The following is a 25920-nucleotide window of genomic DNA, read 5'->3' as shown; positions in this document are numbered from 1 at the left end:
CTGTGGTGACACGCTGGGCGGTTGCGCGCTGATTGCGAGGTGGTTACAGGTGCTCGACCACCCAGTCGATGCATTGCGTCAGGGCGCTGACGTCGTCGGGGTCGACCGCCGGGAACATCCCGACCCGCAACTGGTTGCGCCCGAGTTTGCGGTAGGGCTCGACGTCGACGATGCCGTTCGCCCGCAAAACCTTCGCGACGGCCGAGGCGTCGACGTCGTCGACGAAGTCGATGGTGCCGACGACCTGGGACCGCAAGGCGGGGTCGACCACGAACGGCGTGGTGTACGACCGCTCCTCGGCCCAGGAGTACAACCGCTGCGACGAGTCGGCGGTGCGCTTGACCGCCCACTCCAGCCCGCCGTTGCCGAGCATCCAGTCCAGCTGCTCGGCCATCAGCGCCAGGGTGCCGATCGCCGGGGTGTTGTAGGTCTGGTTCTTCAGGCTGTTGTCCACCGCGATCGGCAGCGACAGGAAGTCGGGCACCCAGCGGCCGGACCCCGCGATGGATTCGACCCGCGCCAGCGCCGCCGGGCTCATGATCGCCAGCCACAGCCCGCCGTCGCTGGCGAAATTCTTCTGCGGGGAGAAGTAGTAGGCGTCGGTGTCGCCGATCTCGACCGGCAGGCCGCCGGCGCCGGAGGTCGCGTCGATGAGAACCAGGGCGTCCCCGGCGTCGTCGGGACGGCGCACGGGCACCGCCACCCCGGTCGAGGTCTCGTTGTGCGCCCAGGCGATCGCGTCGACCGAGGGATCGCCCTGCGGCTCGGGGGCGCTGCCCGCGTCCGCCTTGATGACGATCGGGTCGCCGACGAACGGATTGCCCGCGACCGCCGAGGCGAATTTCGAGCTGAACTCGCCGAAGGACAGGTGCAACGAGCGCTTGTCGACCAACCCGAACGCCGCGGCGTCCCAGAACGCCGTCGCGCCGCCATTGCCGAGGATGACCTCGTAACCGTCCGGCACCGAGAACAGTTCGGCGACTCCCGACCGGACCCGGCCCACCAGGTTCTTGACGGGCGCCTGCCGGTGCGACGTGCCGAACAGCGGGGCCGCGGTGGTGGTCAGCGCCTCCAACTGTTCGGGCCGGACCTTGGAAGGGCCGCATCCGAAGCGGCCGTCGCGGGGTTTGATGTCAGCGGGAACCTCGAGCTGGTCAGCCATGCTCAACAGGGTAGTGAGCGGACCTGACCGGCCACGCGGCGGTCCGATCGCGGGCGCCCCCGGCCGCGGCGAAAGCGCTGGCCGCGAACGCTCGGCGTTTCGCGCCTGTGACGCAGGGCACACTAAAACCCTGACCACTGGTCAGCCCACAGTGCCGCCAGGGGGTCTGGAAGATATGCGGTACCTGCGGTACTGTCTGGACACAGCACGTCCAAATGTAAACCTCGTTGGGGAGGCTTGGATATGGCCAGGACACGCATGGTTCGGCGCTGGCGCCGCAATATGGAAGTGCGCGACGACACCGAATACGTCAACACGCTTGCCACACTGTCCGAGGGGTCGGTGCGGCGAAACTTCAACCCGTATACCGACATCGATTGGGATTCACCCGAATTCGCCGTCACCGAGAACGACCCGCGGTGGATCCTGCCCGAGACCGACCCCCTGGGTCGCCACCCGTGGTATCGGGCGCAGTCGGACGAGCGCAAGATCAAGATCGGCATGTGGCGCCAGGCCAACGTGGCCAAGGTCGGTTTGCACTTCGAGTCGATCCTGATCCGCGGCCTGATGAACTACACGTTCTGGGTGCCCAACGGGTCCCCGGAATACCGCTACTGCCTGCACGAATCGGTCGAAGAGTGCAACCACACGATGATGTTCCAGGAGATGGTCAACCGCGTCGGCGCCGACGTTCCGGGCATGCCGCGGCTGCTCAAGTGGCTCTCGCCGCTGGTTCCCCTGGTAGCCGGTCCCTTGCCGGTGGCATTCTTCATCGGCGTGCTCGCCGGCGAGGAGCCGATCGACCACACGCAGAAAAACGTTCTGCGCGAAGGCAAGTCGCTGCATCCGATCATGGAGCGGGTGATGGCCATCCACGTGGCCGAGGAGGCGCGGCACATCTCCTTCGCCCATGAGTTCCTGCGCCGGCGGGTGCCGCAGTTGACGCGCCGCCAGCGGTTCTGGACGGCGCTGTACCTGCCGCTGACGATGAAGGTCCTGTGCCGGGCGATCGTGGTGCCGCCGAAGGCGTTCTGGCAGGAGTTCGACATCCCCCGCGAGGTGAAGCGGGAGCTGTTCTTCCGCTCGCCGGAATCGCGAAAGTGGCTGAGCGACATGTTCGGTGACGTCCGGATGCTGGCCCACGACACCGGGCTGATGGAGACGCGCTCGGCGCGGCTCATGTGGCGGCTCTGCAAGATCGACGGCAAGCCGTCGCGCTACCGCAGCGAGCCGCAACGCCAGCACCTGGCCGCGGCGCCGGCCGCCTAGGGCCGCACGGGTAATCGCCTATGCCGCACGTTATTACCCAGTCGTGCTGTAACGACGGGTCCTGCGTTTTCGCCTGCCCGGTGAACTGCATCCACCCCACGCCCGACGAGCCCGGCTTCGCCACCTCGGAGATGCTCTACATCGATCCGGTGGCGTGCGTGGACTGCGGGGCGTGCGTGAGCGCCTGCCCGGTCGGCGCGATCGCCCCTGACACCCGCCTGGATGCCAAGCAGCTGCCGTTCGTCGAGATCAACGCGTCCTTCTACCCGGAGCTGCCAAAGGGCGAGAAGTTGCCGCCGACCTCGAAGCTGGCGCCCGTGCTGCCGGCGGCCGAGGTGCGCGCGAGCCGGCGGCCGCTGACCGTGGCCATCGTGGGGTCCGGGCCGGCGGCGATGTACGCCGCCGACGAGCTGCTCACCCAGCATGGCGTGCGCGTCAACGTCTTTGAGAAGCTGCCCACGCCGTACGGGTTGGTGCGCGCCGGCGTGGCGCCCGATCACCAGAACACCAAGCGGGTGACCCGGCTGTTCGACCGCGTCGCCGGTCACCGCCGCTTCCGGTTCTACCTCAACGTCGAGGTCGGCAGGCACTTGAGCCACGCCGAACTGCTCGCCCACCATCACGCCGTGTTGTACGCCGTGGGCGCCCCCGACGACCGTCGCCTGGAGGTCGAGGGCATGGGCCTGCCGGGCACCGGCACCGCCACCGAATTCGTCGCGTGGGTCAACGGGCATCCCGAGTTCGCCGATCTGCCAGTCGATCTCGGCCACGAGCGGGTGGTGATCGTCGGCAACGGAAACGTCGCCCTCGACGTCGCCCGCGTGCTCACGGCCAATCCCGACGACCTGGCCCGGACCGACATCTCCGACCGCGCGCTGGCGGCGTTTCGTGGCTCCGCGGTCCGCGAGGTGGTGGTCGCCGCCCGGCGCGGTCCCGCGCAGTCGGCATTCACCCTGCCCGAACTGATCGGGCTCACGGGCTCGTCCGATGTCGTGCTCAGCGCGGCCGATCACGAGTTGGTCGCGGCCGATCTCGCCACCGCCAGGGACGGCTTGACCAGGCGCAAGCTGGAAATACTGAGCAAGCTCGGCGACGATTCGGCTCCGGCCCATAAGTCCCAGGCGCCGCGCATCAGACTCGCCTACCAGCTCACCCCGAATCGGGTGTCGGGTGACCAACGCGCCACCGGCGTCGAATTCGCCGTCACGGGCACCGACGAGCGGCGCCAACTGGGGGCGGGCCTGGTGCTGACCTCAATTGGCTACCGCGGCAAGCCGATTCGCGATCTGCCGTTCGACGGGTCGGCGGCCGTCGTGCCCAACGACGGCGGGCGCGTGGTCGACCCCGACTCCGGGGCGCCGGTGCCCGGGGCGTACGTCGCCGGCTGGATCAAGCGGGGCCCGAGCGGGTTCATCGGCACGAACAAATCGTGCTCGCTGCAAACCGTTCATGCCCTGGTCGAGGACTTCAACGCCGGCAAGCTCGGCCATCCGGCGGCCGGGCCGGGGGCGCTGGACAAGCTGGTCTTGGCCCGGCAGCCCGACGCCCTCGACGCGCGCGGTTGGCGGGCCATCGACGCCGCCGAGATCGCCCGCGGCGGCGCCGACGGCCGCCCGCGCAACAAGTTCACCGACGTCGCCGACATGCTCGCCGCCGCTGCCGCCGCCGAGCCCGCGCCGCCGCAGCGACGCGGGCTGCTGGACCGGCTGCTGGGCTAGCCGGCGCCCTGCCCCGCCATCGCGGCCTGGATCTCCTCGTACGGGACCTCGCGGACCGGCTGCCCCATCGACCAGTGGTGGCCGAACGGGTCGGCGACTACGCCGTAGCGGTCACCCCAGAACTGGTCGTCCAACGGCGCGACCACGGTGGCGCCCGCATCCAGCGCCCGCTGGAACTTGGTGTCGACGTCGGTGACCGTCAGGTGGATGGTGACCGGGGTGCCGCCCAGGGATTTCGGCGTCATCGACTTGCCGCCGCAGACCTCGGGGAAGTCGTCGTTGAGCATGACGAGAAAGCCGTTGATGCGCACCGCCGCGTGGACGAGTTTTCCGTCCGGGCGAGGCACCCGCCCTATCTCCTCGGCGCCAAAGGCCTTGACGTAGAAGTCGATTGCGGCGGCCGCGTCGTCCACCACCAGGTGCGGGGACAGGGCGGGTTCGATGTTAGGTGCCATTCTCGTTCTCCTTGCTGTCGGTCTCCCAGGCCGGCCCGGGACGGGCAGGCTCGCGAGTTATGACTGCTCCCGCGACGCAAACTCATCGCGGCGACACCCATTAAATCGCCGGGCACCGACAACTAGGCGTTGGTGAGGCTGCGATCCCAACCCTCGACGGACTCGGGGCTACGCGGGCCGGGACCCACGTAGATGGCCGACGGGCGAACCAGCTTGCCGAGCCGCTTCTGTTCGAGGATGTGCGCGCACCAGCCGGCGGTGCGCCCGCAGGTGAACATCGCCGGCATCATGTTGGGCGGTACCTGGGCGAAGTCCAGGATCACGGCCGCCCAGAACTCGACGTTGGTCTCGATGGCGCGGTCCGGACGGCGTTCGCGCAGCTCGGCCAGGGCGGCCTGCTCGAGCGCGACCGCAACCTCGTGGCGCGGCGCGCCCAGCCGCTCGGCGGTCGCGCGCAGCACCCGCGCCCGCGGGTCCTCCGCGCGGTAGACGCGGTGCCCGAAGCCCATCAGCTTGTCGCCGCTGTCCAGGATCTTCTTGACCAGGCCGCGGGCGTCGCCGGTGCGCTCGACCTCTTCGATCATCGGCAGGACGCGCGCCGGCGCGCCGCCGTGCAGCGGCCCGCTCATGGCCCCGATCGCCCCGGACAGTGCCGCCGCGACGTCGGCCCCGGTCGAGGCGATCACCCGCGCGGTGAAGGTGGAGGCGTTCATGCCGTGCTCGGCGGCCGAGACCCAGTAGGCGTCGATCGCCTCGACGTGCCTCGGGTCGGGCTCGCCCTGCCAGCGCGTCATGAAACGGGCTGTGACAGTCGAGCATTCGTCGATGATGCGTTGCGGGACGGCGGGCTGGTAGATGCCGCGCGCGGACTGGGCGACGTAGGACAGCGCCATCACCGAGGCCCGGGCCAGCTGGTCGCGGGCGGTGGCATCGTCGGTGTCGAGCAGGGGGCGGTAGCCCCAGATCGGGGCCAGCATCGCCAGGCCCGCCTGCACGTCGACGCGCACGTCGCCGGTGTGGATGGGCAGCGGGAACGGCTCGGCGGGCGGCAATCCGTGACCGAACTTTCCGTCGACCAGCAGGGCCCACACTTCGCCGAACGTGACCTGCTGGTTCACCAGGTCTTGGATGTCGACGCCGCGGTAGCGCAGCGCGCCGCCGTCCTTATCCGGCTCGGCGATCTCGGTGGTGAAAGCGACCACGCCTTCGAGGCCGGGGACAAAGTCTTCGGGGACCACAGTCATACCGAAAATTCTCGCACCCCAGGTTCGCGCCGACGCTACCGGCCGGTAGCAAGCCCCGGTAGCGTTGGCGCGATGGCCGGACCAGACCGTGAGCACCTGCAGAGAATGCGCGTGGAGTACGGATCGGTGGAAAAGGACGGCAGTCCGGATCTCGACGCGGATTGGCTCGACGACGGCTGGGTTGCCTTGCTGCGCAAATGGATCGACGACGCGGAGCGCTCCGGCGTCGCGGAACCCAACGCCATGGTCCTGGCCACCGTCGCCGACGGCAGGCCGACGAGCCGGACGGTGCTGTGCAAGAGCGTGGACGAGTCGGGGATCACATTTTTCACCAACTACGACTCGGCCAAGGGCGCCGAGCTGGCGGTGACGCCCTACGCGTCGGTGACCTTTCCGTGGTACCTGCTGGGTCGGCAGGTGCACATCCGCGGCGCGGTGAGCAAGGTCACTGAAGAGGTCACCGAGGACTACTGGTCCAAGCGACCCCGCGGCTCGCAGCTGGGGGCGTGGGCGTCGCAGCAGTCGCGTCCGATCGCCTCGCGGGCGGCCCTGCTCGACCAGCTGGCCGAGGTGACCGCGCGCTTCGCCGACAGCGAGCAGGTTCCGGTGCCACCGGGGTGGGGCGGCTACCTGCTCGCCCCGGAGGAGGTCGAATTCTGGCAAGGGCGGGAGAACCGGTTGCATAACCGGATCCGGGTCATCGGCGACCGGGTCGAGCGCCTGCAGCCCTGACCGAGCCGAGGGGCCGGTGCGACGCCGCAGACCCGACCCCGGGCAGGCACGCGAACGCGACAACGACTACCTTCACCTATAAGCACCTAGTCAGGGCAGCCATACCAGCCAGAGCGCAAAGGGGTTCTCGTGGCCGACACCGACGACACCGCAACTCTGAAGTACCCGGGGGGCGAGATCGACCTTGAGATCGTTCGCGCCACCGAAGGTGCCGACGGGATTGCGCTCGGTCCCCTGTTGTCCAAGACCGGGCACACGACTTTCGACAACGGCTTCGTCAACACCGCCGCCTGCAAGAGCTCCATCACCTACATCGACGGCGACGCCGGGATCCTGCGTTACCGCGGCTACCCGATCGAGCAGCTCGCCGAGAAGTCGACCTTCATCGAGGTGAGCTACCTGCTGATCTACGGCGAGCTGCCGGACAAGGATCAGCTCGCGGAATTCACCAAGCGGATCCAGCTGCACACCATGCTGCACGAGGACCTGAAGCGGTTCTTCGACGGCTTCCCGCGCAACGCGCACCCGATGCCGGTGCTGTCCAGCGTGGTGAACGCGCTGAGTGCCTACTACCCCGACGCGCTGGACCCGATGGACAACCGGCAGGTCGAGCTGTCGACCATCCGCCTGCTCGCGAAGCTGCCCACCATCGCCGCGTACGCCTACAAGAAGTCCGTCGGGCAGCCGTTCCTCTACCCGGACAACAAGCTGTCGCTGGTGGAGAACTTCCTGCGGATGACGTTCGGGCTGCCGGCCGAGCCGTACCAGGCAGATCCCGAGGTGGTCCGGGCTCTCGACATGCTGCTCATCCTGCACGCCGACCACGAGCAGAACTGCTCGACGTCGACGGTGCGGCTGGTGGGGTCCTCGCGGGCCAACCTGTTCACGTCGATCTCCGGTGGCATCAACGCGCTGTGGGGGCCGCTGCACGGCGGTGCCAACCAGGCGGTGCTCGAGATGCTCGAGCAGATCCGCGAAAGCGGCGACGACGTCAGCGAGTTCGTCCGCAAGGTCAAGAACCGCGAAGAGGGCGTCAAGCTGATGGGCTTCGGTCACCGGGTCTACAAGAACTACGACCCCCGCGCCCGCATCGTCAAGGAACAGGCCGACAAGATCCTGGCCAAGCTCGGCGGCGACCCACTGCTGGAGATCGCCAAGGAGTTGGAAGAGGCGGCGTTGACCGACGACTACTTCGTCGAGCGCAAGCTGTACCCGAACGTCGACTTCTACACCGGGCTGATCTACCGGGCGCTCGGCTTCCCCGTGCGGATGTTCACCGTGCTGTTCGCGTTGGGCCGGCTGCCGGGCTGGATCGCGCACTGGCGCGAGATGCACGACGAGGGCGACAGCAAGATCGGCCGTCCCCGCCAGATCTACACCGGCTACACCGAGCGCGACTACAAGACGATCGACGCCCGCTAGCCAGTCAGCGAGGCCAGCACCGCCATCGCGGCGTTGTGCCCGCCGATGCCCGACACCGCGCCGCCGCGGCGGGCGCCGGAGCCGCACAGCATGATCCGCTCGTGCGCGGTGGCCACCCCCCATTGCCGCGCCGGCGTGTCCAGCGGGTCGTCGTCGTCGGCGAAGGGCCACGCCAGGCCGCCGTGGAAGATGTTTCCGGCGGTCATCCTTAGCGTGCGGTGCAAGTCCAGGGTGGTCGTCGTCTCGATGCATGGCCGGCCCTGGGCGTCGTCCATCATGACGTCCTGAATCGGTTCGGCCAGAACGGAATTCACCGACGCCAGCACCGATTCGGTCAGCCGGTCGCGCAGGGCGCCGGAGTAGCTGCCGTCGAACAGCGAGTGGGGGGTGTGCAGGCCGAACACGGTCATGGTGTGCGCGCCCGATTCGCGTAGGTCGGCCGGCAGGATGCTCGGGTCGGTCAGGGAATGGCAATACGCCTCGCAGGGCAGGGGATCCGGGATCTGCCCGGCGGCCGCGTCGGCATACCCGCCGTCCAGCTGGGCCCAGGTCTCGTTCGCGTGGAACGTCCCGGCGAAGGCCTGCTCGGGTGTGACGCCGCCGTCGCGCAACCGGGGCAGGCGCCGCAGCACCATGTTCACCTTGACCTGCGCGCCCTGGACGGGGGCGGGCGGTCGTTCGCCGAGCAGCCCGGCGAGCACGGCCGGCGTGACCCCGGCGAGCACGAACCGGGCCCGGATCAGTCGCTCCTTGCCCCCGGCGCGATAACGGACCAGGCCGTCCGGTTCGACTGCGTAAACCTCTGCGCCGGTGGTGATTTCGGCGCCGTGGCCGACGGCGGCCCTGGCCAGGGCGTCGGTCAGCGCGCCCATCCCGCCGACGGGGACATCCCAGTCCCCGGTCCCGCCGCCGAGCACGTGATACAGGAAGCAGACGTTCTGGATCAGCGACGGGTCGTCGAGGCGGGCGAACGTTCCGATCAGCGCGTCGGTCGCGATCACCCCGCGCACCACGTCGTTGTCGACGGCCGCGGTGATGGCATGCCCGATCGGCTCCTCGATCAGGGCGTGCCACGCGGCCGCCGTTTCCGGGTCGCCCACGACGTGCCGGCGGGCCTGCTCGCGGGTGCGCAACGGCTCCAGCAGCGTCGGCCAGAGCCGCCCGGTCACCAGGCGGCAGCGTTGATAGAACGCGGCGAACCCGCGCGCGTCGGTGTCGGCGCCGATCGCCGCGAACGTGTCGGCGCCCGCGCCGATCAACAGCCCACGGCGCCCACCGGTCTCCGGGTCCGGCGTGTACGAGGAATAACGTCGGCGCGCCAACCGCACCGCGGCGCCCAGGTCGTCGACGATGCGGGGTGGGAGCAGGCTGACCAGGTAGGAGTACCGCGACAGCCGGACCCCGACCCCGTCGAAGGCCTGCGCCGACACGGCGGCCCCGCCCACGTGCCCCAGCCGCTCCAGCAACCGCACCCGAAGACCCGCCCGCGCCAGGTATCCCGCCGCCACCAGGCCGTTGTGGCCGCCGCCTATGACTACGGCGTCGACGTCTGCCGCGTCGCCGCTCAGTTCAGGTAGCCCTCGACCTCGTCGGCCGGACGCACTTCCGCCTCCCGCGGGTCACCACCGGTGTCGCGCAGCGCCCGGCGCTGTCGCAGCAGGTCCCAGCATTGGTCGAGCTCGACCTCGAGCCGGCGCAGGCGATCGTGTTCCTCCGACTCGGAGATGTCGCCCTGTTGCAGCTGCGCCCGCAGGGCCTTCTCCTCGGCGACCAGGTCGCGGATGTGTGCCAGCGTGTCGTTGTCGGTCGGTTTGTTGCCGTTACCCATCGCTCCAGTGTGCCCGACCCTCCGCGGACCGCGCCGGTCGGGCGGGCCTGGGCGCGGAGCCGGTCAAAAGCCTTGCGCCCCAAGCGAACTCGTTTAGCTCGGGCCGGGCAGGCGCAGCACCAGCCGCGCGCCGCCCAGCGGGCTGCTCTCCAGTGCGGCGGTCCCGCCGTGCAGGTGGGCCTGTTGGGCGACCAGCGCCAGCCCCAGCCCGGACCCCGAATGCGACGCGGTCGACCCGCGGGAGAACCGCTCGAACACCACGCTGCGTTCCTCTTCGGGAACGCCGCCGCCGTTGTCGTCGATGGCGATCTCCACCCCGGCGCGCGAGCTCACCGCCGACAGCTGCACCCGCGTCGCGCCGCCGTGCTTGACGGCATTGGCGATCGCGTTGTCCACCGCCAGGCGCAATCCGGCGGGCAGTCCGACGATGATGCACGTTGGCGACGGCACCAGCGACACGTCGAGGTCGGGGTAGATGCGCATCGCGTCGTGGGCGGCGCGGTCGAGCAACTCGGTGATGTCGACCGGCACGTGGTCGTCGGACGTCGACAGTTCGCCCTGGGCCAGCCGTTCGAGGGCGCTCAGGGTGGCCTCGATGCGCGACTGGGTGCGGATGACGTCGCCGAGCACCTCTTTGCGTTGATCGTCGGACATGTCCAGGGTGGACAGCACCTCGAGGTTGGTGCGCATCGCGGTCAGCGGGGTGCGCAGCTCGTGCGACGACACCGCGGCGAAGTCGCGCGCCGACGCGAGCGCCTCCTTGGTGCGGTTCTGCTCGTTCCAGATTCGCTGCAGCATGCCCCGCATGGCTTCGGCTATCTCGACGGCCTCGGTGGCGCCGTGCACTTCCACCCGCGGGGCCTCGTCCCCGGCGTCGATCGATCGGGTCTGCTGCGCGAGCTGTTTGAACGGCCGCACCGCGAACGCGGCCAGCAGCCAGGCGAACACCGCCGCCGAGACGATGGCGAAGCCACAAATCAACAGCACTCGTCGGTGCAGATTGTTGGTTTCGGCGAGCGTCGCGTCATACGTGGCGCCCACGGCCAGCGATGTGGGCTCCGGCGCGGGTATCTCGACCGTGCGCACGCGGTAGCGCACGCCGTTGACGTAGGCGTCGCCGTAGTCGACGTCCAGCTTGGGCAGCGTCACGTCCGTGTTCGACTTGATCAGGTCGCCGCGGCGGACCGTCATGATCGCGTCGTTGTCGTTGGGGGAGCGGGGAATTTCGTCGAGGCCGCGCGGCAGGAAGGGGATCGCGAAGCCCGCCGCCTCGTCGAGCCGGCGGTCCAGCCGCTCCTTGCGGTCGTTGGTGATGCCCACCCAGACGACGACGCCGACGATGAGCACCGGGATCGCCGCCCCGATGACCGTCGCGACCACCACCCGGGCCCGTAGCGAGGGCGTACGGGTCAGGATCCGGGACAGAAAATTCATGGTCGCTCGACCTGGTTACTGCATGCGCAGCACGAACCCAACTCCGCGGACGGTGTGCAGCAGCCGGGGACCGCCGTTGGCCTCCAGCTTGCGGCGCAGGTAACCGATGAACACGTCGACCACGTTGGTGTCGGCGGCGAAGTCGTAACCCCACACCAGCTCCAGCAGCTGCGCGCGGGACAGCACCGCGGTCTTGTGCTCGGCCAGCACCGCCAGCAGGTCGAATTCCCGCTTGGTCAGGTCGACGTCGACGCCGTTGACCCTGGCGCGCCGGCCGGGGATGTCCACCTCCAGCGGACCGACGGTGATGGTTTCCGACGACGAGGTTGCCGTCGCGCCGCGGCGGCGCAGCAGCGCCTTGACCCGTGCGACGAGCTCGGCCAACACGAACGGCTTGACCAAGTAGTCGTCGGCGCCGGCCTCGAGCCCGGCCACGCGGTCGTCGACCGAGCTGCGGGCGGAGAGCACGCAGACCGGGACGTCGTTGTCCATCGCCCGCAGCGCTGTGACGACGCTGACGCCGTCCAGGACGGGCATGTTGATGTCCAGCACGATCGCGTCCGGCCGGGTCTCGGTGGCGCTGCGCAGGGCTTCCGCGCCGTCGACCGCGGTCGACACCTCGAACCCGGACAGCCGCAGGCCGCGCTCGAGCGAGGCGAGCACATCGGAGTCGTCGTCGACGACCAAGACGCGAGGTGAGATCCCACCGGTGTCCATGCCGCCCATCTTGCCTGATTGTTCGCGGCGGCGGCGCCCAGGATGGGCCGCCGGTGCCCAAAAGGTTACGGTTTCGACGCTGCGCCGCAACTGCCCGCTGGTATCGGCGTGCGGACGAAATGGGGTGCCGGCCTTCGGGATTCGCTCGGATGCGGCGGGTCACGCCGGGCTGATGCGGAGTTGGCTTATCGGGCCGCGAGCCCGCTCAACCGCAGCGCCAGCTGCCGCCGCACCGCGGGAAACCGTGCGGCCAGCCGCATTCCCGCGTTGCGCAGGGGACGCAACGGGCGCGGCAGGGTCGAGACCCGGGTCAGCCGCCCCGTCAGTTTCAGCACACGCTCGGCGCGCTCGCGCTGGGTGGCGCTGTAGGCGTCCAGCGCCGCCTCCGGGCCGCCGCGCAGGACCTCGGCGAGCGCCCCGGCCAGCGCCGACGCGTCGGCGATGCCCAGGTTCATGCCCTGGCCCCCGGCGGGGCTGTGCACGTGGGCCGCGTCGCCGGCCAGCAGGAGCCGGCCGGCCCGGTAGCTGTCGGCGACGCGGTGATGGATGTGGAACCGCGAGCCCCAGACCAGTTCGGTGACCGCCGTTCGCCCCGGCCCGAAGCCCCGGGCGTCCAGCAGCGCCTGCACGAACTCGGCCGACGGCCGCTCGGGCGCGTCGGCCGTCGGCGCGACGACGCGGAAGATGTCGCCGGGCAGCGGCGCCAGCACCGTCAGGCCATCCTTGGCGTAGAACAGGATCACCTCGTTGCGCGGCGCCTCGCCGGTCAACCGGACGTCGGCGAGCGTGAATGATTCGGCGAATTCCCCGCCCCGGAAGCCGATTCCGGCTTGCGCGCGCACGGTGCTGTGCATGCCGTCCGTGCCGACGGCATAACGCGCCCTGATGGTGTCGCCGTCATCGAACGTCGCCGTGACACCGTCGGCGTCCTGGGTGATGCGGCTCAGCGCCTTGGGCCGGACGACGTCGCCGCCGAGTTCGTGGAGCCGCTCGAGCAACAGCCGCTCGGTGTCGGCCTGGGACAGCATCAGCGTGTACGGGTGGGCCGAGGGCAGCTGGTCGAAGTCGACGGGCATCAGGATGCGCCGGCCCTGCCGCATGGTGAATCGCGGTGCGATCAGCCCCGCCTTGACCATCCGCCGGGACACGTCGAGCTCTTCGAGCACCTCCAGGGTGCGGGCGTTGACGGCGGCGGCGCGCGACGTGTGGGCGCCGTCCGCCATTTTGTCGACCACGGTCACCCCGATCCCGCGGCGCAGCAGTGCCGCCGCGAGCGTCAGACCGGTCGGACCTGCGCCTACCACCAGGACATCGGTGTCTTGCATGGCCGGCTCCTCTCCTCGTGAGTTGGTCAACGCTTGTTGACATACCTCCATGCTGGCGCGCCGGTCGCGCGATGTCAACAGTTGTTGGCCTACAGTCGTTGGCATGAGAAGGTCGTCGGACGAGACGAAGGCGGTAATCCTGGCGGCGGCCCGCGAGCGATTCGGCGCCGTGGGTTTTCAGGGCGCGACCATTCGGGCGATCGCCGCGGACGCCGGGATCGATCCCGCGATGGTCATGCGGTACTACGGCAGCAAGGACAAACTGTTCGCCGCCGCGGCCGAGTTCGACTTGCGCTTTCCCGACCTGGCCGCGGCCGACCCGGTGCAGGTGGGGCGCTCGCTGGTCCGGCACTTTCTCGAACGCTGGGAGGGTGACGAGGCGCTGGTGATCCTGTTGCGGTCCAGCGCCACCAATGGCGAAGCGGCGCAACGGATGCAGGAGATCTTCGGAAGCCAGATCGAACCGCTGGTGGCGTCCTTCGTGCCGCCGAGCGACATCGGTGTGCGGGCCGGGCTGATCGCGACGCAGATCCTCGGAATGGCCTTGTGCCGCTTCGTGTTACGACTGCCGCCGGTCGTCGAGATGAGCCGAGACGAGATCGTGGAGTGGCTGGGCCCGACGATCCAGCGCTACCTCGGGCTGCCGGAGGGCTGAGTCGCGAGACGTCGGGGCGTCACGGCAGCCCGATGCGGCGGTAGCGCCGCAGTCGGGCGGACAGGCGCTCGTCGCCGGGGAGCGCGCTCAGCCCCCGCAGTTCGGCGGCGATGGCGCGCGAGAGCCGCCGGCAGAACTCGACCGGCTCGTCGGCCGCGTCGGGATGCTCGGGCACGACTGCGTCGACGATGCCCGATGCCAGCAGGTCGGCCGACCGGATGCCTTGCGCCGCAGCGAGTTCCGCGGCGTGGTCGGTGTCACGGAAGACGATCGCGCTCGCGCCTTCCGGCGGCAGCGGCGCCAGCCAGCCGTGCAACGCACACAGCACCCGATCGGCGGGCACCATCGCCAGCGCCGGCCCGCCGCTGCCCTGCCCGAGCAACACCGACACCGTCGGGGTGTCGAGGGTCACCAGCTCGGCCAGGCACTGGGCGATCTGCCCGGCCAACCCGCCCTGTTCGGCCTCGGCCGACAGGGCGGGGCCGGCGGTGTCGATCACCAGCACCAGCGGCAGGCGCAGCTCGGCGGCCAGCGCCATGCCGCGCCGGGCCTCGCGCAGCGACGCGGGCCCCACCATCCCGCCCGTCACCCGCTGCTGGCCGAGCACCACCGCGGGCTGGCCGGCGAACCGGGCCAGCGCCAACAGCGTCGTCGCCGCCTCGCCCTGTTCCGTGCCCGACAGCAACACCGGGTCGGTGGCGCCGTGGCGCAGCAGCAGCCCCACCCCCGGGCGGTCCGGGCGGCGGGAGGCCACCACCGAGTCCCACGCCGGCACGTCGGGGATCGGCTCGGGCGGCGGCGCCGCCGGCAGGGGCTGGGGCGGGTCGGCGATCACCGTCAGCGCGCGGTCCAGCATCCGGCGCAGCTCACCCACCGGGACGACGCCGTCGATCACGCCGTGGCGCTGCAGGTTTTCCGCCGTCTGGACGCCCTCGGGGAAGGGTTCGCCATAGAGCAGCTGGTACACCCGCGGCCCGAGGAACCCGATCAGCGCGCCCGGCTCGGCGACCGTGACGTGCCCCAGCGAACCCCACGACGCGAACACGCCGCCAGTGGTCGGGTTGCGCAGGTAGACCAGGTAGGGCAGGTGGGCAAGCGTGTGCAGGCGGACGGCGGCGGCGATCTTCACCATCTGCAGAAACGCGACCGTGCCCTCCTGCATGCGGGTGCCGCCGGAGCTCGGCGACGCCAGCAGCGGGAGCCCCTCGGCGGTCGCCCGTTGCACCGCGGCGGTGATCCGTTCGGCGGCCGCCACCCCGATCGAGCCGCCGAGAAAGCCGAACTCGCAGACCACGACCGCCACCCGGCGCCCCAAGATCCGGCCCTCGCCGGTCAGCACCGATTCGTCCAGGCCGCTGGCCGCACGCGCGTCGGCCAGCTCTCGCGCGTACGCCTCGCTGACCGGGATGGCGAGCGGCTCGCTGTCCCAGCGGACGAAAGAGCCCTCATCCAGCACCGCGTCCCGCAGCTGAGCAGCCGTGATACGACTCACGAGACGAGGCTATATAGGGTGGCTGCCATGATCGGTGTTACCCAGGCCGAAGCCGTGCTGACCATTGAGCTGCAGCGGCCCGAACGCCGCAATGCCCTCAACTCCCAGCTGGTGGAGGAGCTGCGGGAGGCCTTCCAGAAGGCGAGCGACGGGACCGTCCGGGCCATCGTGCTGACCGGCCAGGGCACGGCGTTCTGCGCCGGCGCCGACCTGAGTGGCGACGCGTTCGCCGCCGACTATCCCGACCGGCTCATCGAGCTGCACAAGGTGATGGACACGACGCTGATCCCGGTGATCGCCGCCGTCAACGGCCCTGCGATCGGCGCGGGCCTGCAACTGGCCATGCAATGCGATCTGCGGGTCGTCGCGCCGGAGGCGTTCTTCCAATTCCCCACATCGAAATACGGCCTGGCCCTTGACAACTGGAGCATCCGGCGCCTGTCATCGCTGGTCGGTCACGGCCGTGCCCGGGCCATGCTGCTGACCGCGGAGAAGCTCACCGCCGACGTTGCGCTGCAGACCGGCATGGCCAACCGCATCGGGACGCTGGCCGACGCCCAGGCCTGGGCCGCCGAGATCGCCGGCCTGGCGCCGTTGGCAATCCAGCACGCCAAGCGGGTCCTGAACGACGACGGCGCCATCGAGGAGGCCGCGCCGGAGCACAAGGAGCTCTTCGACCGGGCCTGGGGCAGCCAGGACGTCATCGAAGCCCAGGTCGCGCGCATCGAGAAGCGGCCGCCGAAGTTCCAGGGGGCCTGACGGTCATGCTGCGGGGGGCGCTGCGACTGGCCGCCGGTACGGCGTCGCTGGCGGCCGGTGGTTGGGTGGTGCGGGCGCTGCACGGCGCGCCGGCGGCCCTCGGCGCTCACCCCGCGTCGATCCGGGCGGTGACCGAGTCGTCACCGAACTACCGCGACGGTGTCTTCGTCAATCTCGAGCCCGCCTCCGAGTCGACGATGGACCGCGAGGAACTGCGGCTGGTGCTGTGGGAGTTGATCGCGAACCGCAGCGTGGGCAGGCCGGCGGCGCCGATCCCGTTGGCCGCGCCGGCGATCTTCGACGGTGATCCCGGCCGGCTCGCCGTCAGCTGGTTCGGTCACTCGACGGCGCTGCTGGAGATCGACGGCTACCGGGTGCTCACCGACCCGGTGTGGAGCGACCGATGCTCGCCCTCGGACATCGTCGGGCCGCAGCGGCTGCATCCGCCGCCGGTGCAGCTGGAGGGGCTGCCCGCCGTCGATGCGGTGGTGATCAGCCATGACCACTACGACCACCTGGACATCGATACGGTGGCCGCGCTGGCCCGCACCCAGCGGGCCCCGTTCTTCGTGCCGCTCGGCGTCGGTGCCCACTTGCGCGCGTGGGGCATCCCGGAGCACCGCATCGTCGAGCTTGACTGGCATCAGAGCCAGCAGGTCGACCAGTTGACCATCACTTGCATGCCGGCGCGGCACTTTTCGGGCCGCTTCCTGGACCGCAACACCACGCTGTGGGCGTCGTGGGCCTTCGCCGGGCCGAACCATCGGGCGTATTTCGGCGGGGACACCGGCTACACCAAGAGCTTCGCGCACATCGGCGAAGAGCACGGACCGTTCGACCTGACCCTGCTGCCCATCGGTGCCTACAACACGGCGTGGCCGGACGTGCACATGAACCCCGAGGAGGCGGTGCGGGCACACCTGGATCTCACCGACGCCGGCCTGCTGGTCCCGATCCACTGGGGCACCTTCCGGCTGGCCCCGCACCCGTGGGCCGAGCCGGTGGAACGCCTGCTCGTCGCCGCGGGAACGGAACAAGTCAATGTGGCCGTCCCCGCCCCCGGGCAACGCGTCGATCCCGCGGCGGTGAAATCGAATCCCTGGTGGCGGCTCTGATTCGGGGGCCCGGCGACCTCCCCAGGCTAAGGTTCGGCCATGACGGAACGCGCGGCCGCGGCCGCCGCCGCGGTGCTGCTCGGCTTGACCGGATGCGGGCCCGCGCAGCCGGCATCCAGCCCACCCGCGCTCTCTGACGCGCCGCCCAACGAGGTGTCCGGCCTGGCGATCCCCGCCGGCCGCATCGACGACGCCGTCGCAAAGGTCGACGGCCTGGTCGGCGACCTGATGAAGGCCACCGGCGTCCCCGGGATGGCCGTGGCGATCGTCCACGGCGGGAAAGTGCTATACGCCAAGGGTTTCGGACTCAGAGACGCCAGCAGGGGGCAGGGGCAGGACAACAAGGTGGACGCCGACACCGTCTTCCAGTTGGCCTCGGTCTCCAAATCGGTCGGCGCTACGGTGGTCGCGCACGAAGTCAGCGACCACGTCGTCGCATGGGACACCCCGGTCACGTCCAGGCTGCCGTGGTTCGCGCTGAGCGATCCGTACGTCACCGGCCACGTGACCGTCGGCGACCTGTACTCGCACCGTTCCGGGCTGCCCGATCACGCCGGTGACAAACTCGAAGACCTCGGCTACGACCGTCGCCAGACCCTCGAGCGGCTGAAGTACCTGCCGCTCGCCCCTTTTCGGGCCAGCTACGCCTACACCAACTACGGCGTGACCGCCGCGGCCGAGGCGGTGGCCGCCGCGGCGGGCAAATCGTGGGAGGACCTGTCGGACGAGGTGCTCTACCGCCCGCTGGGAATGACGTCGACCAGTTCGCGCTTCGCCGACTTCGTCGCGCGGCCCAACCGCGCGGTCAACCACATCAAGGTCGCCGACAAGTGGGAGCCCCGATTCCAGCGCGATCCCGATCCCCAGTCGCCGGCCGGGGGCGTGAGTTCGTCGGTGAACGACATGGCCCGTTGGCTGATGATGTTGCTGGGCAACGGAACCTACAACGGACAGCGGGTCGCGTCGGCGGAGGCCTTGCTGCCGGCCATCAGCCCGCAGACGGTGTCGGCGCCCGCGTCGACGCCCAAGGGGCGCTCGGGTTTCTACGGATACGGCTTCAACGCGTCGGTGGACTCCTCGGGGCGCACCGAGTACAGCCATTCCGGCGCTTTCGATTTGGGCGCGGCGACCAACTTCGTGGTGCTGCCCTCCGAAGACCTGGGCATCGTCGCGCTGACGAACGGCGCCCCCTACGGCATCCCGGAAACCCTGACCGCCCAGTTCATGGACCTCGTGCAATACGGCCAGATTCGCGAGGATTGGGCCGCCCTCTACAAGAAGGCGATCGGCTGGCTGAACAATCCGGAGGGCTCGCTGGTGGGCAAGCAGCCACCCGCCAACCCCGGCCCGGCCAAACCGCTGGGCGACTACGTGGGCGTCTACGCCAGCGACTACTGGGGCCCGGCCATCGTCACCGAACGCGACGGCGCCCTGCAACTGGCGATGGGACCGAAGAACCGGACGGTCGCCCTGACGCACTGGGACGGCGACACCTTCACCTTCGGTCTGACCGACGAAAACGCCCCGCCCGGAACGATTTCCAAGGCCGTGTTCGCCGGGAACACCCTGAACCTGGAGTACTACGACTCGGACAAGCTGGGAACGTTCACCCGATGATCGCCGGCCTGACCGATGCCGAGGTGGCGCAGCGGGTCGCCGAGGGCAAGAGCAACGCGGTCCGCGAACGCGCCACCCGCAGCATCGCGGACATCGTGCGGGCCAACGTCTTCACCCGGATCAACGCGATCCTGGGGGTGTTGCTGCTGATCGTGCTGGCGACGGGTTCGCTGATCAACGGGATGTTCGGCCTGCTCATCGTCGCCAACAGCGTCGTCGGCATGGTCCAGGAAATCCGCGCCAAGCAGACGCTGGACGCCCTGGCGATCGTCGGGCAGGCGAAACCGTTGGTGCGCAGGCAATCCGGGACCAGCACCCGCTCGCCCGCCGAGGTGGTGCTCGACGACATCATCGAGCTCGGCCCGGGCGACCAGATCGTCGTCGACGGCCAGGTCGTCGAGGAGACGAACCTGGAGGTCGACGAGTCGCTGCTGACCGGCGAGGCGGACCCGATCGGCAAGGCCACCGGCGACCCCGTGATGTCGGGCAGCTTCGTCGTCGCCGGAACGGGCGCCTACCGCGCCACGAAGGTCGGGCCGGAGGCGTATGCCGCCAAGCTCGCCGAGGAGGCCAGCAAGTTCACCCTCGTCAAATCCGAACTGCGCAACGGCATCAACCGCATCCTGCAGTTCATCACCTACCTGTTGGTGCCCGCCGGTCTGCTGACGATCTACACCCAGTTGTTCACCACGCACACGGGCTGGCGGCAATCCGTGCTGCGGACGGTGGGCGCCCTGGTGCCGATGGTGCCCGAAGGCCTGGTTCTACTGACGTCGGTCGCGTTCGCCGTCGGGGTGGTCCGGCTGGGCCAGCGCCGGTGCCTGGTCCAGGAGCTGCCCGCCATCGAGGGGCTGGCCCGGGTGGACGTGGTGTGCGCGGACAAGACCGGCACCCTGACCGAAAACGGCATGCGCGTGGCGGGCGTCGAGGAATTCGAAGCGGCACAGCGCAACCGCGTCGCCGACGCCCTGGCGGCGCTGGCCGCCGCCGACCCGCGCCCGAACGCCAGCATGCAGGCGATCGCCGAGATCTACCAGCGGCCACCCGGCTGGACCGCCACGGCGACAGCGCCGTTCAAGTCGTCCACCAAGTGGAGCGGGGTGTCCTACGCCGAGCACGGCAACTGGGTGATCGGGGCGCCCGACGTGCTGCTCGATCCGGCGTCGGCGGCCGCCGGTCAGGCCGAGCGGATAGGCGCGCAGGGGCTGCGGGTCCTGTTGCTCGGCACCGGCGACGTGCCCGTCGACCACCCGGACGCCCCGGGCAGCGTCACCCCCGCCGCGTTGGTGGTCCTCGAACAACGGGTGCGTCCGGACGCGGCGGAAACACTGGATTATTTTGCCGAGCAAGGGGTTTCGGTCAAGGTGATCTCCGGCGACAACGCGGTGTCGGTCGGTGCCGTCGCCGACAAGCTCGGGCTGCGCGGCGAGACGATGGACGCGCGCAACCTACCGTCGGAGCCCCCGCAACTGGCCGACGCGCTGGACGCCTACACCACCTTCGGCCGGGTGCGACCCGACCAGAAGCGCGCGATCGTGCATGCCCTGCAATCGCACGGGCATACCGTCGCGATGACCGGCGACGGCGTGAACGACGTGCTGGCCCTCAAGGACGCCGACATCGGCGTCGCGATGGGCGCCGGCAGCCCGGCATCGCGTGCGGTCGCGCAGATCGTGTTGCTGGACAACAGGTTTGCCACCCTGCCGTACGTGGTCGCGGAGGGCAGGCGGGTGATCGGCAACATCGAGCGGGTCGCCAACCTGTTTCTGACCAAGACGGTCTACTCGGTGCTGCTGGCGCTGCTGGTGGGCATCGAATGCCTGTTTTCCAAGGTGATCAAGGCCGATCCCTTGCTCTACCCGTTCCAGCCGATCCACGTCACCATCGCGGCGTGGTTCACCATCGGGATCCCGTCGTTCATCTTGTCGCTCGCCCCCAACAACGAACGCGCCAACCCCGGGTTCGTGCGGCGGGTGCTGAGCTCGGCGCTGCCCTCGGGGCTAATTGTCGGCACCGCGACGTTCGCGTCGTACCTGTTGGCCTACCACGGCCGGCACGCGACGTTCCAGCAACAGGAGCAGGCGTCGACCGCGGCCCTGATCACGCTGCTGATGACCGCGCTGTGGGTGCTCGCGGTGGTGGCCCGCCCCTACCAGTGGTGGCGGGTCGCGCTGGTCATCGGTTCCGGGCTGGCCTACGTGGTGATCTTCAGCATCCCGCTGGCCCGCAAGGCGTTCCTGCTGGACCCCTCGAACATCGCGGTGACGTCAACCGCCGTCGGGATCGGCGTGCTGGGCGTCGCCGCCGTGGAGGCGATGTGGTGGATCCGGGCCCGGATGCTGGGCGTGCAGCCGCGGTTGTGGCGCTGACCACCGGCGAGCGCGGACCCGAAGGGTTAGTAGGATTTCGGCGGGGAAAGGACGGGGTACATGGGATTCCTGGACAAGGCCAAAGAGCTGCTGTCGCAGAACGCCGACAAGGTCGAGACGGTCATCGACAAGGCCGGCGAATTCGTCGACGACAAGACGCAGGGCAAGTACTCCGACACCATCCACAAAGTGCAAGACGAGGTCAAGAAGGCGGCCGAATCCGCAAAAGGCGACAACGAGAACTGAGCTCATGGCGAAACTCTCCGGATCCATCGACGTCCCGCTGCCCCCCGAGGTGGCCTGGAAGCATGCCTCGGACCTGTCCCGGTACAAGGACTGGCTGACCATTCACCGGGTGTGGCGCAGCAAACTGCCCGACGACATCGACAAGGGCACGGTCGTGGAGTCGATCGTCGAAGTCAAGGGCATGTACAACCGGATCAAGTGGACGGTGGTGCGGTACAAGCCGCCGGAGGGCATGACCCTCAACGGCGACGGCGTCGGTGGCGTCAAGGTCAAGCTGATGGCCAAAGTCCAGCCCGCGCAGGAGGGCTCCATCGTCAGCTTCGACGTGCACCTCGGCGGCCCGGCGCTGTTCGGGCCGATCGGCATGATCGTCGCGGCCGCGCTGCGCGGCGACATCGACGCGTCGCTGCAGAACTTCGTCACGGTGTTCACCAGGCCCGACCCGGGCATGAATGGACACGGCGGCGTTGGCCACTGATCGCCGCGATCGCCGCTCCCCGGTCGGCTAATCTCGCTTACATGACTCTGCGCCCGGGTTGGCTGGTGGCGCTGTTCGCGGTGGTGATCTCGGCCAGCGCGTGGCTGCCCTGGTTGACGACGGCGGTCAACGGCGGGGGTTGGGCCAACGCCATCGGGGGCGCGCACGGCAACCTCGAACTTCCCCGCGGGTTCGGCGCCGGCCAGCTGATCGTCTTGCTGTCCTCGGCGCTGCTGGTGACCGGGGCGATGGTCGGCCGTGGCCTGTCGGTGCGACTCGCTTCGGTTGGCGCACTTCTGATTTCGCTGTTGATTGTCGCGCTCACGGCGTGGTACTACAAGCTCAACGTCAATCCGCCGGTCTCGGCGCAGTATGGCTTTTACGTGGGCGCGGTGGCGGAGGCCGGGGCGGTGGTGTGCTCGATCGCGGCGGTCGTCGCGGCCCTGGTGTCGGGTCGGTCCGGGCGCTAGTTCGACGGGAACTCGTGCGTGCCCGAGGCCGCGCTGTCGCTTGGCTCGTTGACGCCGAACACGAAGGGAGCGAACACGATTTCGCGGCCGTCGGGGTCGCGGTAGGTGACCGCGCCCGTCGCCTCCCAATACGGGTGCTGCTCGGTGGGTTCCAGGCCGGCCTCCTGCAGCCGCGCGATCGCCGCCTGCTGCGCCTGCCGGTCGGGGAAGTACAGGCACAGCTGTTCGTGATGGTCCACCGCGACGGGTTCGGTGGACTCCACGATCTCCAGCGTCAGGTTCCAGCTGGGCAGGCCGAAGATCGCGCCGTTGCTGCCGTAGCTTTCGCCGAACGTCTCGAACAGCGGCAGCCCAACGAGCTCACGGTAGAAGCGCACGGTCTCTTTGAAGTTGGCCGACCGGCGCGCGAAACGGATGCCGCCGATCGAGGCCAGCTGCGCCGGCCAGTGCGTGCGGTGGCGCCGGTGCTCGTCCATCACAGCCCCACCGCGCTCGCCGCCGACTCCGCGGTATCCCAGCGCCGCAGCTGCGCGCCGGGCGCCCACGTCGAATGGGTTCCGCTGGAAATGCGTTCCGGCAGTTGGAGTTTGCACACCGGCCCGTCTTCGAGCCGGGCCGCGTCGAAGATCACGCAGTAGGAGGCGTCGGCGTTCATGTCGGTGGTGAGGGTGACCAGATAACCGTCGTCCTCGCCGGTGGCGCCGACGCGTGGCGCCACCGCCGTTTCACTTCCGTAGACCCCGTCGCCGAAAGAGAACGCCTGCTGGCTTCCGGTGCGCAGGTCGTGTTTGACCAACCCGTCGAACAGGAACCAGCCCGGCTTGCCGGTGGCGGCATAGGCGTAGCGGTAGTCGTCGGCGGCGTAATCGGGGTTGATGGTGCCGAATTCGGTGATCGACTCCGACAACCGCTCTTCGCGCACGGCACCGGTGGCGAGGTTGAAACGCCACCGGTGCAGCCGCGACTGCAGGCGGTCCAACGCGAGGAAGCGAAACAGCCTGTCCCACTTCGATCCACCGGTGTCGGCGGGGGAGGGATCGTCCTCGAAGAAACCGTCGAGCACAATCTCGTCGCCCTCCTCGTAGGCGTTGACGAAGTGCAGCACGAACGTCGGGTCCGCCTCGAACCAACGGATGTCGGCGGTGCCGCCGCGGCGAGGCAGGATCGCGAAACGGGACGGGATGTCGGGGTAGAAGCGCGGCGCGTGCACGTCCTGCTCGAGCAGCCTGGGGTCCCAGAACAGCGGAAAGTCGTTGAGAATCACGTAGTTTTCGGTGAACGCCATGTCGTGCGGTAGGCGGGGCCCGGGCAGCGGGATGTCGACGTAGTGGACCAGCTCGTTGTTCTGGTCGACGACGCCGTAGCGCATGTACGGGTCCCGCTTGCTGTAGTTGAAGAACAGCAATTCGCCGGTTTTGCCGTCGACCTTCGGGTGCGCGGACACCCCCCAATCGGTCGGGAAGCGCCCGTTCCAGCTCTCCTTGCCCAGGTTCTCGCCGGAGTATGGGTTGACGCGATACAGGTCGCCGCATTGGTAGAAGCTGGTCAGCGCGACGCCGCGGTGCACGATGACGTCGGTGCTCGACGCGTCCTTCATCAAGGTGCGGGCGCCCCAACCCTCGTCACGCTTGGCCAGTTGCACCGGCTCGGCCAGCCCCGGCCACAGCGGTTCGCCGGCCTCGTTCTCCGCCAGAAACCCGTCCGTGCGGACAAAACGGTTGCGGTAGAAGGCTTTTCCGTCGCGGAAGCCGACCATGTGCAGCATGGCGTCGCCGTCGAAAGGGTGATAGGTCTTCAGCGCCGGGTGCAGCGGGTTCTCGGTGTTGCGCAGATAGATGCCGTCCAGGTCGCGCGGGAGTTCGCCCTGCACGGCGGTGAGGTCGTCGGCGTCCCACTCGGTGGTCTGCGGGCGCCAGGGCCCGGTCCGGTACGGGTGGTCGTCGTCCTCGGGCAGCGTGGACAGGAACTTGCCGACGATCTCGACGTCCATGTCAGGCCCCCTCCGCCGCGCTGACAACAAAGCTCACGGTCGTGGCGGTGCTGCCGCCGAAATTGAGGGTGCCGAACGTGTTGGCCCCCTCCACCTGATAGTCGCCGGCCGCGCCGCTGACCTGCTTGGCCGCATCGAGCAGCATGCGCACGCCCGAGGCCCCGACCGGGTGGCCGCCGCCGATCAGTCCGCCGCTGGGGTTGATGGGAAGCCGGCCGCCGATCTCGATCTCACCGTTTTCGATGGCCTTCCAGGACTCGCCGGGGCCGGTCAGCCCGATGTGGTCGATGGCCAGGTACTCGCTGGGGGTGAAGCAGTCGTGCACCTCGTACCCGTCGAGGTCCTCGAGGGTCAGCCGCGCGCGCCGCAACGCGTCGTGCGCCGCCGCCCGCACATGCGGAAGGACGTACGGGTCGTCCGCTGCCCGGTCCAGTTTCTGTCGCAGTCCCAGCCCTACCGTGCGGTGCCCCCAGCCGTCGATGCGGCCGATGGGTCGCGCGTCGGGATGGTCGCGCAGGTAGGCATCGCCGACCAAGACCAATCCCGCTGCCCCGTCGGTCATTTGGCTGCAGTCGTAGCGTCGCAGCCGGCCCTCGGTGACGGGGTTCGTTGCGTCGTCGTCGGTGATGCGGTCGGGGACGGTCCATGCGCGGGTCTGGGCGTTGGGGTTGCGCCGCGCGTTGGCGAAGTTCAGCTGCGCGATGGCCCGCAGGTGCGCGTCGTCCAGGCCGTAGCGCCGGTCGTACTCGTCGGCGACCTCAGCGAACATCGACGGCCACAGGTACCGCGCGCCGGCCCCCTCGTGTCCCGTCCACGCGGCGGCACCCAGGTGTTGGGCGGCGGTGTCACCGGGCACGGTCTTCTCGAGTTCGATCCCCACCACCAGTGCCGTGCCATAGGCGCCCGACCGCAGATCGGCCATCGCCGCCAGCGTCGCGACGCTGCCCGACGCGCACGCCGCCTCGTGCCGGGACGCCGGCGTGTCCCAGAGGTCGGCGCACACCGTGGCCGGCATCGCCCCGAGGTGGCCCTGGCTCGCGAACATCTCGCCGAAGGCGTTCGCTACGTGCACCACCTCGATGTCGGCGGCGTTCACCTTCGCCGAGGCGAGCATCCCCTCGACGACCTCGGCGGTCAGGGCGGCGAAGTCGCGGCCCTCCTTGGTGAGGTTGCGAGCGAAATCGGTTTGCCAACCGCCCAGGATCCACACGCCTGACGAGCCATCCATACGCCGCACGGTACTCCTGGATCGCCCCGTGGTTCAGGCGTATCCGCGAGCGGTCGCGGGGAAGGGTTCGCCAAAAAGAGGGCGGCCCCGTCGGCTCTCGGGCTGAACCGACGGGACCTAGGCGAACGCGAAGGCCGGCCGACGCGTGCGCCTCTCATGGAACATTGCCCCGTACGGCCGTACACAAACATGCGG

General features: G+C 69.5%; 24 protein-coding genes. 12 read left to right on the top strand and 12 right to left on the bottom strand.

The genetic code is table 11. The features are described from left to right. Nucleotides 1–43: 43 nt before the first annotated feature. Nucleotides 44–1162 carry a phosphoserine transaminase gene (serC, locus tag A5680_RS03865; RefSeq protein ID WP_067816343.1) on the bottom strand — a complete coding sequence of 373 codons (1119 nt, stop codon included), beginning with the start codon at nucleotides 1160–1162 and terminating at the stop codon, nucleotides 44–46. Nucleotides 1163–1405: 243 nt separating this feature from the next. Between serC and A5680_RS03860 the strand changes: the two genes are divergently transcribed. Continuing rightward, nucleotides 1406–2431, top strand: coding sequence for a diiron oxygenase (locus A5680_RS03860; RefSeq protein WP_055400207.1), 1026 nt, complete (start codon nucleotides 1406–1408; stop codon nucleotides 2429–2431). A 20-nt stretch (nucleotides 2432–2451) separates the two neighbouring features. Continuing rightward, the gene (locus A5680_RS03855) at nucleotides 2452–4149 is read left to right on the top strand and encodes an FAD-dependent oxidoreductase (protein WP_067816340.1); all 1698 of its coding nucleotides are present in this window, start codon (nucleotides 2452–2454) and stop codon (nucleotides 4147–4149) included. Here the strand turns inward: A5680_RS03855 and A5680_RS03850 are convergent. Continuing rightward, nucleotides 4146–4604 (bottom strand): VOC family protein, encoded by a 459-nt coding sequence (locus A5680_RS03850; RefSeq protein WP_067816337.1) that lies wholly within the window; start codon nucleotides 4602–4604, stop codon nucleotides 4146–4148. The two genes, A5680_RS03855 and A5680_RS03850, sit on opposite strands and share 4 nt — an antisense overlap. 122 nt (nucleotides 4605–4726) lie before the next feature. Then, entirely contained in the window at nucleotides 4727–5848 is a 1122-nt protein-coding gene (locus tag A5680_RS03845) for a citrate synthase 2 (protein WP_055400201.1), read from the bottom strand. Nucleotides 5849–5920: 72 nt separating this feature from the next. On the opposite strand from A5680_RS03845, the gene pdxH reads away from it, so the two are divergent. Continuing rightward, nucleotides 5921–6580 (top strand): pyridoxamine 5'-phosphate oxidase, encoded by a 660-nt coding sequence (gene pdxH / locus A5680_RS03840; RefSeq protein WP_067816334.1) that lies wholly within the window; start codon nucleotides 5921–5923, stop codon nucleotides 6578–6580. Between the two features lie 129 nt (nucleotides 6581–6709). Then, nucleotides 6710–8002 (top strand): citrate synthase, encoded by a 1293-nt coding sequence (locus A5680_RS03835; RefSeq protein ID WP_055400196.1) that lies wholly within the window; start codon nucleotides 6710–6712, stop codon nucleotides 8000–8002. On the opposite strand, the gene A5680_RS03830 is transcribed toward A5680_RS03835, so the two are convergent. The 5 genes from A5680_RS03830 to A5680_RS03810 all read right to left on the bottom strand — a co-directional run bounded on the left by A5680_RS03830 (nucleotide 7999) and on the right by A5680_RS03810 (nucleotide 13306). Further along, nucleotides 7999–9570, bottom strand: a complete 1572-nt coding sequence (locus A5680_RS03830) for an NAD(P)/FAD-dependent oxidoreductase (protein ID WP_067816332.1) — start codon at nucleotides 9568–9570, stop codon at nucleotides 7999–8001. The genes A5680_RS03835 and A5680_RS03830 overlap by 4 nt on opposite strands. Beyond that, entirely contained in the window at nucleotides 9567–9830 is a 264-nt protein-coding gene (locus A5680_RS03825) for a DUF2630 family protein (RefSeq protein ID WP_055404141.1), read from the bottom strand. The genes A5680_RS03830 and A5680_RS03825 overlap by 4 nt, the downstream gene beginning before the upstream one ends. A 93-nt stretch (nucleotides 9831–9923) precedes the next feature. Continuing rightward, a complete protein-coding gene (locus A5680_RS03820; RefSeq protein WP_067816329.1) occupies nucleotides 9924–11264 on the bottom strand; it encodes a HAMP domain-containing sensor histidine kinase in 1341 nt (446 codons plus the stop codon). A gap of 15 nt (nucleotides 11265–11279) precedes the next feature. Further along, nucleotides 11280–11990, bottom strand: coding sequence for a two-component system response regulator PrrA (prrA, locus tag A5680_RS03815; protein WP_156349628.1), 711 nt, complete (start codon nucleotides 11988–11990; stop codon nucleotides 11280–11282). 176 nt (nucleotides 11991–12166) lie between these two features. Next, nucleotides 12167–13306: an FAD-dependent oxidoreductase gene (locus A5680_RS03810; protein ID WP_067816327.1), complete on the bottom strand. Its 1140-nt coding sequence runs from the start codon at nucleotides 13304–13306 to the stop codon at nucleotides 12167–12169. A 103-nt stretch (nucleotides 13307–13409) separates the two neighbouring features. Between A5680_RS03810 and A5680_RS03805 the strand changes: the two genes are divergently transcribed. Further along, entirely contained in the window at nucleotides 13410–13961 is a 552-nt protein-coding gene (locus tag A5680_RS03805) for a TetR/AcrR family transcriptional regulator (RefSeq protein ID WP_067816324.1), read from the top strand. A gap of 19 nt (nucleotides 13962–13980) precedes the next feature. On the opposite strand, the gene A5680_RS03800 is transcribed toward A5680_RS03805, so the two are convergent. After that, nucleotides 13981–15453 (bottom strand): carboxyl transferase domain-containing protein, encoded by a 1473-nt coding sequence (locus tag A5680_RS03800; protein WP_067816322.1) that lies wholly within the window; start codon nucleotides 15451–15453, stop codon nucleotides 13981–13983. 27 nt (nucleotides 15454–15480) lie between these two features. Between A5680_RS03800 and A5680_RS03795 the strand changes: the two genes are divergently transcribed. Genes A5680_RS03795 through A5680_RS03765 form a run of 7 tightly spaced genes read left to right on the top strand, consistent with a single transcriptional unit; the run spans nucleotide 15481 to nucleotide 22507 of the window. Then, nucleotides 15481–16212, top strand: coding sequence for an enoyl-CoA hydratase (locus tag A5680_RS03795; protein ID WP_055404146.1), 732 nt, complete (start codon nucleotides 15481–15483; stop codon nucleotides 16210–16212). Between the two features lie 5 nt (nucleotides 16213–16217). Next, entirely contained in the window at nucleotides 16218–17327 is a 1110-nt protein-coding gene (locus A5680_RS03790) for an MBL fold metallo-hydrolase (RefSeq protein ID WP_156349629.1), read from the top strand. Nucleotides 17328–17366: 39 nt separating this feature from the next. Next, nucleotides 17367–18944, top strand: a complete 1578-nt coding sequence (locus A5680_RS03785; RefSeq protein ID WP_067816319.1) for a serine hydrolase — start codon at nucleotides 17367–17369, stop codon at nucleotides 18942–18944. Beyond that, the gene (locus tag A5680_RS03780) at nucleotides 18941–21313 is read left to right on the top strand and encodes an HAD-IC family P-type ATPase (protein WP_067816316.1); all 2373 of its coding nucleotides are present in this window, start codon (nucleotides 18941–18943) and stop codon (nucleotides 21311–21313) included. The genes A5680_RS03785 and A5680_RS03780 overlap by 4 nt, the downstream gene beginning before the upstream one ends. 60 nt (nucleotides 21314–21373) lie before the next feature. Continuing rightward, nucleotides 21374–21559, top strand: coding sequence for an antitoxin (locus A5680_RS03775; protein WP_055404149.1), 186 nt, complete (start codon nucleotides 21374–21376; stop codon nucleotides 21557–21559). Between the two features lie 4 nt (nucleotides 21560–21563). Further along, nucleotides 21564–22037 (top strand): SRPBCC family protein, encoded by a 474-nt coding sequence (locus tag A5680_RS03770; RefSeq protein WP_055404150.1) that lies wholly within the window; start codon nucleotides 21564–21566, stop codon nucleotides 22035–22037. A gap of 41 nt (nucleotides 22038–22078) precedes the next feature. Next, nucleotides 22079–22507 carry a hypothetical protein gene (locus A5680_RS03765; protein ID WP_067816313.1) on the top strand — a complete coding sequence of 143 codons (429 nt, stop codon included), beginning with the start codon at nucleotides 22079–22081 and terminating at the stop codon, nucleotides 22505–22507. Here A5680_RS03765 and A5680_RS03760 read toward each other — a convergent pair. Genes A5680_RS03760 through A5680_RS03750 form a run of 3 tightly spaced genes read right to left on the bottom strand, consistent with a single transcriptional unit; the run spans nucleotide 22504 to nucleotide 25725 of the window. Further along, nucleotides 22504–22983: a VOC family protein gene (locus A5680_RS03760; protein ID WP_055404152.1), complete on the bottom strand. Its 480-nt coding sequence runs from the start codon at nucleotides 22981–22983 to the stop codon at nucleotides 22504–22506. The genes A5680_RS03765 and A5680_RS03760 overlap by 4 nt on opposite strands. Next, nucleotides 22983–24497 (bottom strand): carotenoid oxygenase family protein, encoded by a 1515-nt coding sequence (locus A5680_RS03755; RefSeq protein WP_067816310.1) that lies wholly within the window; start codon nucleotides 24495–24497, stop codon nucleotides 22983–22985. The genes A5680_RS03760 and A5680_RS03755 overlap by 1 nt, the downstream gene beginning before the upstream one ends. A gap of 1 nt (nucleotide 24498) precedes the next feature. Further along, entirely contained in the window at nucleotides 24499–25725 is a 1227-nt protein-coding gene (locus A5680_RS03750) for an acetyl-CoA acetyltransferase (RefSeq protein ID WP_067816307.1), read from the bottom strand. Between the last annotated feature and the right edge of the window lie 195 nt (nucleotides 25726–25920).

It is taken from the genome of Mycobacterium sp. E2989, from assembly GCF_001667595.1.
Taxonomy (GTDB): domain Bacteria; phylum Actinomycetota; class Actinomycetes; order Mycobacteriales; family Mycobacteriaceae; genus Mycobacterium.
This window is presented reverse-complemented; position numbering and strand designations above follow the sequence as displayed.